Here is a 1,170-nt window from a genome sequence, read left to right as displayed (position 1 = left end):
CCGCCACCCGCCTCTTCCGCTGCCTTCACCACATGGGCGACCATCGGCAGCCCGGCAATCTGGTGCAGCACCTTCGGCAGCACGCTCTTCATGCGCGTGCCTTCGCCGGCGGCGAGGATGACGGACAGGCAGGATCTCTGGCTCATGGATGGGCAACCATATGAAAGGGTTGGGAATCAAGACAGGGTAGCAGTGGGCCCATGCTTCACCAATGCGGTTAAATTCCGGTGAGATGGCGGAGCAGCTGACTCTTAATCAGCGGGTCTTAGGACAGAATTCGGCAGTCAGCACCCCTACAACAGGCCGTGTTTCCTGAATTCCGCCTGCTCGTCACCCGATATCCAGCCAAACACCTTCAGCTTGCCATCGCGCTTTTCGACGAGATAGTTGATCGCAAAGTCGATGGTCACGAGACTCCCATCCTTGCGTTCATAGTCACCGGACCAGTTTACCTCAGCCACGCAATGGTCCTGATCGATTGGCATCACCGAGACATCGACGCAGGTCATTCTCTTGCTGCCGAGGGCACGATAGGCCTCAAAACCCTTTGTCATAATGGCCTTCAACTGCTCGCCATTCTCGCCAACCATGACCGCCGCCGGCGTCACCGAGACAAAACCCGCCGAATACATGTCCGCGACGTCGTTGAGATCGACGGTGTCGGCGATCGCGTCATTGTAGATTTTCTCATAGGCCTTGAAGAATTTTCGCACATCCGCCTTGGCTACCATTCTCGCCTCCCGGCTCGAAAAAGTGTTGGTCAACGGCACTGCAAATGCGGGCTGGTGTGCATCGTTCCCGTGCGGGGGAGACTACCCCAGCCGCCCCAGCACTGGAAAATTCTCCAGCAGCCAATACGACACGGTCTGCACGCCACCAGTCAGAAAAAACACGCCGGCGATCACCAGCAGCGCGCCGATGGCCTTTTCGACGCGGCCGAGATGGACGCGGAATTTGCCGAGGAAGCGCATGAAGGCGCCGGAAAACAGCGCGGCGATCAGGAACGGGATGCCCAGCCCGAGCGAATAGGCGGCGAGCAGCAGCGCGCCCTCGCCCACCGTTTCACGGCCGCCGGCCAGCGTCAGGATCGGGCCCAGAACCGGGCCGATGCAGGGCGTCCAGCCGAAGGCGAAAGCCAGCCCCATGACATAGGCCGCGACCGCACTTGCC

3 protein-coding genes are annotated in these 1,170 nt (G+C 60.2%); all 3 read right to left on the bottom strand.

What is annotated here, in order from left to right:
- A partial coding sequence (locus EN991_RS37050; RefSeq protein WP_164769701.1) for an NTP transferase domain-containing protein occupies positions 1-146 on the bottom strand: 146 nt, incomplete at its 3' end.
- A 147-nt stretch (positions 147-293) separates the two neighbouring features.
- Positions 294-731, bottom strand: a complete 438-nt coding sequence (locus EN991_RS37045; protein WP_013531913.1) for a hypothetical protein — start codon at positions 729-731, stop codon at positions 294-296.
- An 81-nt stretch (positions 732-812) separates the two neighbouring features.
- Positions 813-1,170, bottom strand: a 358-nt coding sequence (locus tag EN991_RS37040) for a cytochrome c biogenesis protein CcdA (protein WP_245461186.1), incomplete at its 5' end; no start/stop codon positions are given.

It is taken from the genome of Mesorhizobium sp. M7A.F.Ca.US.005.03.2.1, assembly GCF_003997795.1.
GTDB classification, from domain to species: domain Bacteria; phylum Pseudomonadota; class Alphaproteobacteria; order Rhizobiales; family Rhizobiaceae; genus Mesorhizobium; species Mesorhizobium ciceri.
This window is presented reverse-complemented; position numbering and strand designations above follow the sequence as displayed.